At 71.5% G+C, this 8,665-nt stretch carries 9 protein-coding genes and 1 pseudogene; 2 read left to right on the top strand and 8 right to left on the bottom strand.

Annotation, left to right across the window (positions count from 1 at the left end):
* Window positions 1–117: 117 nt before the first annotated feature.
* The 6 genes from GT354_RS16995 to GT354_RS16970 form a co-directional block, all read right to left on the bottom strand.
* Window positions 118–441, bottom strand: a complete 324-nt coding sequence (locus tag GT354_RS16995; RefSeq protein ID WP_161357142.1) for an L-rhamnose mutarotase — start codon at window positions 439–441, stop codon at window positions 118–120.
* Window positions 429–1,292, bottom strand: coding sequence for an amidohydrolase family protein (locus GT354_RS16990; RefSeq protein WP_202511978.1), 864 nt, complete (start codon window positions 1,290–1,292; stop codon window positions 429–431). Before GT354_RS16990 ends, GT354_RS16995 begins: the two co-directional genes overlap by 13 nt.
* Before the next feature lie 434 nt (window positions 1,293–1,726).
* Window positions 1,727–2,167, bottom strand: a complete 441-nt coding sequence (locus GT354_RS16985) for an NUDIX domain-containing protein (RefSeq protein ID WP_161357141.1) — start codon at window positions 2,165–2,167, stop codon at window positions 1,727–1,729.
* A gap of 98 nt (window positions 2,168–2,265) precedes the next feature.
* Window positions 2,266–2,952, bottom strand: a complete 687-nt coding sequence (locus GT354_RS16980) for a pentapeptide repeat-containing protein (RefSeq protein WP_346012058.1) — start codon at window positions 2,950–2,952, stop codon at window positions 2,266–2,268.
* A gap of 542 nt (window positions 2,953–3,494) precedes the next feature.
* Window positions 3,495–3,983 carry a GNAT family N-acetyltransferase gene (locus tag GT354_RS16975; RefSeq protein ID WP_161357139.1) on the bottom strand — a complete coding sequence of 163 codons (489 nt, stop codon included), beginning with the start codon at window positions 3,981–3,983 and terminating at the stop codon, window positions 3,495–3,497.
* A gap of 257 nt (window positions 3,984–4,240) precedes the next feature.
* A complete protein-coding gene (locus GT354_RS16970; protein ID WP_161357138.1) occupies window positions 4,241–5,221 on the bottom strand; it encodes a hypothetical protein in 981 nt (326 codons plus the stop codon).
* 467 nt (window positions 5,222–5,688) lie between these two features.
* Here GT354_RS16970 and GT354_RS16965 point away from each other — a divergent pair, with 467 nt between their 5' ends.
* On the top strand, window positions 5,689–6,171 hold the full coding sequence (locus GT354_RS16965) for a hypothetical protein (protein WP_161357137.1): 483 nt from the start codon (window positions 5,689–5,691) through the stop codon (window positions 6,169–6,171).
* A gap of 165 nt (window positions 6,172–6,336) precedes the next feature.
* On the opposite strand, the gene GT354_RS16960 is transcribed toward GT354_RS16965, so the two are convergent.
* Window positions 6,337–7,656, bottom strand: a complete 1,320-nt coding sequence (locus GT354_RS16960; protein WP_346012057.1) for a cytochrome P450 — start codon at window positions 7,654–7,656, stop codon at window positions 6,337–6,339.
* A 260-nt stretch (window positions 7,657–7,916) separates the two neighbouring features.
* A complete protein-coding gene (locus GT354_RS16955) occupies window positions 7,917–8,150 on the bottom strand; it encodes a hypothetical protein (protein WP_161357135.1) in 234 nt (77 codons plus the stop codon).
* An 8-nt stretch (window positions 8,151–8,158) separates the two neighbouring features.
* On the opposite strand from GT354_RS16955, the pseudogene GT354_RS16950 reads away from it, so the two are divergent.
* Window positions 8,159–8,665 (top strand): annotated as a pseudogene (locus GT354_RS16950) (hypothetical protein); the annotation flags it as partial.

Here is an 8,665-nt window from a genome sequence, read left to right as displayed (position 1 = left end):
GGCAGCCTGCCGGCGTCAGCCCGGTGGCACGGACGCCCGAGGGCCCGCCGGCCGCTGCCCGTTGCCCGTCGCCCGTCGCCCGTCGCCGAAGCCGCCCGCACTGAGCGATCCGGCCGGCTACTCCATCAAGAACACCGTCTCGGCCGGGCTCCACCACTCCCCCGGGGCGGCGGTGTCCAGCGGTTCCTGGCACGGATCGGTCAGGCGGTGCCACTCCTGCGTCACGGGGTCGGCGTCCACTGCGGCCATGTCCTTGTCCAAGTCGTCACCGTGATACTCGAAGTAGGAGAACAGCAGGCCGTCGCGGTAGTGGATCGAGTAGTTGCGTACGTGTGCCGCCTGCAACAGTTCGAGCACGCCGGGCCACGCGTCGGCGTGCAGGCGCTTGTACTCGTCGAGCTTTTCCGGGCGTACTCGGATGACCTGGGCTATGCGGCGCATGCGGTGTCCTCGAAGCGGTAGGCGCGGGCGGCGGTACCACCCATGATCGCGGCGTCCTCGGCCGCGGTGAGTGTCGGCAGGCACGCGCGCAGGGTCGCGTGTACCCGGGCGTAGTCGGCGGCCAACAGGCAGACCGGCCAGTCGGATCCGTACATGCAGCGCTCCGGGCCGAACAGGTCGAGCGCGGTCTCGACGTACGGCCGAAGCTCCTCCGGCGTCCACGTCTTCCAGTCGGCCTCGGTGACCAGGCCGGAGAGTTTGCAGTAGGTGTTGGGCAACGCCGCGAGCGCGGCGACCTGTCCGCGCCACACCGCCGCACCGGCCGCGATGTCCGGCTTGCCGAGGTGGTCGAGCACGAACGTCAGCCCCGGCACCTCACGCGCGGCGTGCGTGGCGCCCGGCAACTGGTGCGGTTGGACGACGAGGTCGTAGGCGAGGTCGGCGTCGGCGAGCGCCGCCAAGCCGCGCAGCACGTCACCACGCCGCAGCCAGTCCGGGTCGGGCTCGCTCTGGACCTGGTGCCGAAACCCCACCAACGCTCTCCCGCCCGGGAGTTCGCGCAACCGGGCGACGGCCTCCAGGCGACCGGGGGCGGTGAGGTCGGTCCACCCGACCACGCCCGCGATCGGCGTCGACGGCTGCGTGGTGAGCGCGAGCATGGCCGCGGTCTCGGCGTCGGAGGCGTGCGCCTCGACGACGATCGTCCGGTCCACGCCTGCCGCGCGCAGCAGCGGGCGCAGGTCCTCGACGTCGAACCGACGGCGGATGGGGGCCATCTCGGGACCGTCCATCCACGGGTAGTCCGCAGTTGTGGGGTCCCACAGATGATGGTGGGCGTCGATCATGATCATCCGAAATGGTCCCAGAGCTCGGCGAGCATGTCGACGGCGCCTGTCACCACGGCATCGGGCGGGCCGCTGCGCGAGCACGCGCGCCGGTTCGGGCGCGACATCCGGGCCGCGCCCGCCGATCGGGCACAGCATCCGGATCGCGAGTGACGAGCCCGCCTTGCACGAGCACGTGTCGACGACGCGGTTCGATCCATCAAACAGGGTCTGACCTGGTACTTGCATGGCGAGCTGCATGGCAGTCTGTATGGCGCGATGCATGGTGAGGTGCATGGCGAGATGCATGGCTGATTGCATGGCTATGTGGATCGGCAGATGTTCGGGGACATGTCTCGGGAGCAGTCCGGCACTCGGTTACCGTCCCCGCCCGGAGGCGGGGCGCCTCCGGGTCACGGCAGCAACCACCGGCGACACCGGGCGGCAACACCCGATGGCTGTCAAGACCACGCCGTTATCGGCCCCTTCGCGCGCCACGCGGTCACGGCGGCGTGGTCGGTGGGCTCGACGTCGGGTGGGAGATCCGTCGGGTCGAGCCAGGCCAGGCGAGCGCATTGGTCGGGTTCCGCGTTGACGGGCGTACCGCTCCAGCGATCCGCGTGGAAGTACCAGCCGATCACGGGGATCCCGGTGTCGCTCAACACCTGGGACACGTAGGCCGTGTGCAAGTCGGTGACCGCCACGTCGGCCCCCACTTCCTCCTTGGTCTCGCGGGCGCACGCCTCGACCATGTACTCCCCCGAGTCCGCCAGGCCGCCGGGCAGCGCGAGCAGACCGTCGGCGAAGCCGGTGTCCTTGCGCTCCATGAACAGCACCGCACCGTCGGCACGTTCGAGGATGACGGCGGTGTAGACGATGGCGTTCTCGCGGTGATCGGTCAACTGTTCGTCTCCGTGGTCGGCCCTGTGCTGTGCGCGCCGCACGACGAAACCAACGACCGTCGGCGCAAGAACGTCACGCCCGCGCTCGACTCGGCAGATCAGGGGTGACCCGCGCCCGGCGGCCCGTCCTGCACGGTGATGCCGAGGAGCTGGGCGAACGCGGGTGCCAGGTCGAGAAGTTGCCCCGTGTTGATGGTGGTTCCGGCCAGCGCGTCGAGGCCGGAGGCGATACCGAGACCGTTCGCCTCCCGCAGGTCGACCTTCGTGAGCTTGGTCCGATCGAGGCGTACCCGCTCCAGGGTCGATCCGGGAAAGGCCACGTCGGTCAGCGTCGCGCCGCCGAAGTCGACGTCACGCAGGAGACAGTCCACGAAGAACACGTCACGAAGGTGGGCCATCCGGGCGTTGACCGAGTCGAACTTGCAGTTGCGAAAGGTCACCCGGCGCAGGCGGGAACCGGAGATCTCGGTACCGGCGAGGACCCCGGCGGCGAATTCGACGTCCAGCCATTCGGTCTCGACGAGATCGACCCCCACCATGCGTACGGTGTGCCACCACACGTCGTCGAAACGGCACCGCCGATAGCGGCCCCGATCGAAGCTCGTGTTCGCGAACGCGCACTCGCCGAAGGCGGAGCCGCCTGCGTCGGGGTCTTCGAAGACGCACCCGTCGAAGAGCACGCTCTCGTGGTCGTCGTCGCGGACGAGTCGACCGGTGAACGGTTCGAGGCGGTGTGCGTAGGGAAGTTCGGCCATCTCACGCGGGGTTTGGGCTCGGGCGCGCATCGGCATTCTCCACGGACGAAACGGGCGGGGAGGGAATGAGCCCCATGCCTATCGCGCGACGTGGGCTCGTGCCCAATCGCCGATTCTCGGCCGCCGCGTCGGCGGAACCGACGGCCCTGCCGAAAAAGGAGCCCCTCGCCCCCCGTTTGTGTGAGAAAACTTACCGATCCACGCCCGGGCCCCGCCTCGGGACGCGTCCCGGCCGACGGCCGCGCAACGGCAACTACCCTTGCAACGACGGGAGTTGGCGGCCCATAGAGGGAGCGAGGGGCAAGCCGGGACCCCGGCGCGTTCGGTTGGCCAGGATTGATTCTCCGCTCGGGGCGCGGATTTCGCCGCACGGCATCAGCCGCGCACATCGTCTCCGACGCAACCCGATCCTCGCGGCGTCGGCTGCCGGTCCCGCCTCGGGCGGGACAGGCAGCACCACGCACCCTCCACGCGCCCCCTGCTCCGCCACCCCACCGTCCCGTCGCCGCGACGCCCCGTCGCCCCGTCGCCCCACCGGTCTGTCGCACGGCTGGGGTCGACGGGCGGCACGGTCAGAGGGCGAGGTGCATGATGTGCAGACCGACGTAGCCCTCGGTGGGGTGGTGGAATCCCTCGGGCAGGGTGCCGATCACGTCGAACCCCAGCGAGCGATACAGCTTCACCGCGTGGACGTTCGTCTCGACGACCGCGTTGAACTGCATCGCCCGATAGCCTGCGGCCCGAGCCCACGCGATCGAGTACTCGCACAGCGCCCGCCCCACGCCGCGCCCGGACCGCACCGGGTCGACCAGGTAGGTCGCGCTCGCGATGTGCGAACCGTTGCCCATGTGATTGCGGTTCATCTTCGCCGTACCCAGCACCGTCCCGGTCTCGTCGACCGCAACGACCGTACGGTTCGGCGAGGCGAGGAACCACCAGTCGCGAGCGTCGTCGTGGCCGAGGTCGAGCGGGTAGGTGAGCGTCTCGCCCGCGACGACGATCGGCCGAAGGAACGACCAGATCTCGGGCCAGTCCTCGATGGTTGCTTCCCTGATCATCATCGGCACACGATGCCGCACCCGCTCGGCCGGCCGCCGGCCCTTTTCCTCCAGCACCGGCTCACACCAGTAGGCGGGTTCACACCGCTTGGCGCCGGTTGACCGATATTCGCGCCCTCTTACCTTTTTTCACGCCTTTCCGCGCCTGTCGGTGCCACACACACGGAGCCGTCCGGACACACCGACGTGTCCGCTCCGGCCGGCGCCAAGTCGCATTCGGTCGCTCGGCCGGGCCCGATCGCGGCCGGACGTCCGCCCGGTCAGTTGCCCTCCACGAAGGCGGTGACCGTGAAGGGGACCGGTAGGGTGCCCGCGCTGATGGAACCGGCCAGTTCGGTGGCCTGGTCCTTGGTGAACAATCCGGAGACCACTGCGTTGCCGGGGATCGCGGCGTTGACCGCCGGCGCGCTGAGGACGTCTCCGTCCCAGACGAAGGCGAAGCGGTTGGTGGGGAGTCGGCCGCCGGACAGGCGTCCGGTGACGTCCGTGAACACGCCTCTGCCATGGTCGGTCCACCGGAGATCGATCTGCCAGTCCACCGGGCCGTCCTTGGGCAGCACGGTCTTGGCCTCGACGACGTCGGCACCCGTCATCTCGGCCGGCGCCAGCACGTACTTCTCGGTCCCCTCGGTGTCGCACCCGAGCATCGTCTCGGTGGGCGTGTCGACGCGGGGCTCGGCCGTCTTCGCGCAGTCGAGCGCGTCGAACGCGGCCTGAAACTCCGCCGGTACCACGCCTACCGGCGAACCACCGCCAGCTCCGGCGGCCGTGGTCATCGCGGCCGTGACAGGGCGCAGGGTCAGTTGGCCGCGTCGCCCGAGCGGGCCGACCCGGTCGCGGGTGTCGCGGCCGTACTTGGCGAGCGAGACCCGAACCACCACCGCGTCGTCGCGCACCGTGACGCTGCGCACGGCCAGGCCGCTCGACGCGGCGCGTTTACGGAACACCGCCGCCGAGGCGGTGAGACCGCTCGGGTCGAGGGGCGTCTTCGGGGTGAACGTCACGTCTGCGAAGCCCGTCGTCAGCGGGCCGTCGTCGGTCTTGTCCGGTGCCGGTTCGTCCTTCTTCTGCTCCAGCCCGACGGAGTCACCCGACGAGCAACCGGCCGTGAGCAGGACGGCCCCGACGGCGATCGACGCGACAAGCGTCCTGACAGCCCCGACACTCCTGACACTCCTGGCACTGCCGACGGCGCCGACAGTATTGACATGGGTACGCGAGATCCGGATCACCTGAGACACCCTGCCGGCCGGACGATCGCGACGGAGGCGCTTCCACCCAACCGCCCAGCCAACCTCCCAACCTCCCAACCAACCGCCCGCCCAACCTCCCGCCCCCGGAAAGAACTTCGCCTGTAATGGGTAGGCAAGGGAGTCGACATGCGAATTTCGCGTGCACCGAGCCGTCCCGGGCAAGGCCCGCTTCGGAAACCGACCGCGCGCGCCCGACCGAGCGCCCGACCGAGCGCCAGGCGCGGGTTCGGCGCATGGGCGGCGCGCTCAGGGGTACGCGACCAAGGCCCGCAACGCCCCGACTGCTCTTCGGCGGCGCCCTGACAACGCCCGGCCATACCTCGGCCACACGTCCCCACCACCCCGAGAGACCTCGCGACACCCCGCCCCACTCCCCTCTCGACCCGGGCGCGAGTTCGCGCCGCGCCGCACCGCCGGGCGGAACAGGGCTCGATCGCACGGAAGGCAGGACAGCCATGCTGGACAACACCAATCTTCGTGACCTGATCCGACGGTGGCGAGCCACGCCCGAGAGCACCGCAGCACTGTTCGGCGAGGCATCCGACGCGATTCGGGCCACCGCCGCGACGAAGGAGCGGGTGCTCTACCCCGCGGTCCGCGAAGCCGATCCGAGCCGCGCGGGCCTCGTGGATTCGGTGATCGCCCAGAATCGCCGGATCGAGGGATTCCTGAGCGTGGCGGAACGGCTCGGCCCGCATGGCATCGGCTTCCAGGACGAGGCCCAGGAGGCCGCTGCGGCAACCGACGGCCTGCTCGTCCACGAGCGCCGGGACATCCTGCCCGCCCTCGACCGGTTGTCCCCCGAGGAGCGCGAACGGCTCGACGACGATTACCGCACCGCGTGGGTCGACGTCTCGACCAAGCTCGCCGCGACCCGAGCCACGCGCGACCCCCGCGGCAACACGGGCACACCGGGTACGGCGGACGCGAGCCACTGACGGCCGTCGGGACGGGCGGTGCGTCGGGCAGCAGGAATCGGGGGCGGGCCTCGGGCGGTACGCGCGTCGAGCGGCACGCAACGGCGTCCGGCTGCCGCTGCTCCCCTGCCGCGCCCCACTTCGACCGCCCCACTTCGACGGAGCGCCGCCCCGCCTACGCCGGGGTCACCCCGCCGGCGGCGCGAGCAGGCGGGTCGCGGTGTGGTCGAGGGTGTGAGGCAGAGAACGGTCCCGGTCGAGCACGGTACGGCCCGTCGGGCGCAGCGCGGCGGTCTCGCGCAGTACCGCGTCGACCACGGCGGTGACCGTGAACAGGACGAGGTTGCGACCCGGACAGGCTGCGGGGCCCGCGCTGAACGGGACGATGCCGCGGGCCGGGTCGGCGCGGCCGTCGAGCCAGGCCGCCGGGGCGAACCGGTCGGCGAAGTCGAGGGTTTCCCGGTCGCGGTGGAAGAACGAGCTGATCACGGCGACGGCCGCGCCGTCGGGGGCGAGCTGGTCCGCCCGTTCGGCATCGCGCAGGATCACCAACGTGGTGGGCCACAGACGCAGCGATTCCTGGACGCACGCACGCAGGTGCTGCGCGGTCGCCAAGACGTGGGGGTCGGCCGGGTCACGATGGATCAGGTCCTCGCGGGCCTGCGCGGCGGCCTCGGGGTGGGCGGCGAGCAGGGTGAGCGTGTTGAAGGCGGCGATCGCGGCGGCATCGTAGGCGAACAGCCAGTGCGGTACCTGGCCGGCCGGGTCGGTGTCGTCGTCGTGGTCGGTGTGCGCGACGACGGCGGCGAGACAACCGGGCTCGGCGCGGTCGAGGTGGGTTCGCAACCGCGCGGTGAACCGGTCGTGGATTCCGGTGCGTCGACGGTGCGCGAAAGCCCAGTTGGCGTCGGCGCGCAGTGCGTCGAGCTGCTTGGTGAGCGCGCGGTCGCCGGCGGCGCCGTCGCCGAGCACGATCCGGCGGACGATGCGCGAGAACGCGGCGTGGAAGGTCGGCCACTCCAGCACTGAGTCGGCGGCGAGCTGGGACGACATCGTGGCGATCTCTTCGCGCACGACGTCGAGGAAGGTGCCGGCCAAGTGGTGCGCGCCGTGCGGCGTTCCCAACACCGCCTCGTTGAACCGGCGCCGCCCGGGCCGCTCGGGGCCGGGGGTGACCAGGAGCGCGTGCGGCTCGAAGTGGTCGAGCGCGGCCCGCTTCTCCCGGTTCGCGGGCGTGAACGGATCGGGCGTACGACCGAGTACGGCGCGCGCGTCGGCAGCACACAGCGGAAGCACGACCAACCGCCCGAACACGCTCACCGCGAGCGGCCCGGCGCCGTACGTGCGACGCAAGTCCGCCAGCAACGCGTTCGCCCGGCGCGCCGAGTCCCGACGCGCGGCCAAGCCGAGCAGTCGCGGGCGGCGCAGTACGACCCCCTGCGCGATCATCGGCGCGAACACGTGGGCACACACGCGCGCCGAGTCGAGCACGGACGCGCGACGCACGCGAGTGGCCGCGGCCGGACGGGGACGGCCGACGGCAGGGGCTGGGGCTTGGGCATGGGCTTGATCATGCGCCACGGTGAACATCCTCCGGGACGGGCGTCGACTGCGAACGAGACTCGTGCCTGACCGCTGCCCCCACGGCGACCGGATATGCGTACACCCCAGCGGAGGCGGTCGGGCGTACATGCGCGCGTGCGCGCACCGCGGTGGCGGTCGGACGCGGGGCTGCGCGGGGAGGCGGGCTGCGAAGGCGGTGCGGGTCAGGGGCGGTTCAGGGCGAGGGCGTTCGAGCGGGAAGGGTCGGGGGTGTCGGTTCCGGGCTGCCTTGCGCCGGGGTTGTCGATCTCGGGGTTGGTGATTTGGGGTTCGATGAGCTTGGGTTCGGTGGCTTGGGGCTTGGTGAGCTTGGGTTCGGTGGCCTGGGGTTCGGTGATGTCGAGGACGGCGGACTGGGGGCTCAGTGGCCTGGGGTTCGGTGATCCGGGACCCGGCAATCGCCGGCTTGGCGGTGGCGAGCCCGGCGGCCTCGGGCCTGGCGACCGTCGGCTTCACGGCGTCCGGGCCGGTGGCCTCGGGTGCGGGGATCGCCGACTTCGCGGCGTCCGGCGCGGACGGCTCGGGTCCGGCAGCCGGCGGGTTCACGACGGCCGATCCGGTTACCTCCGGCACGGCGACCGTGGACTACGCGGCCTCCCGCCCGGACGGCTCGAGCCCGGCAACCGGCGAGTTCACGGCATCCGGCCGGGCGATGTCGGGGTTGGTGCCGGCCGGGCCGGTGGCCCCGGGTTCGGTGATCGCCGACTTCGCGGCGTCCGGCGCGGACGGCTCGGGTCCGGCAATCGGCGGGTTCACGACGGCCGATCCGGTCGCCCCCGGCCCGGCGACCGTGGACTTCGCGGCGTCCGGTGTGGACGGCTCGGGCCTGGCAGCCGGCGGGTTCACGGCGGCTGGTCGGGTGATGTCGGGGTTGGTGCCGGCCGGTCCGGTGGCCTCGGGGGCGGCGGCCGTC

The organism is Streptomyces sp. SID3343 (genome assembly GCF_009865215.1).
GTDB lineage: Bacteria > Actinomycetota > Actinomycetes > Streptomycetales > Streptomycetaceae > Embleya.
This window is presented reverse-complemented; position numbering and strand designations above follow the sequence as displayed.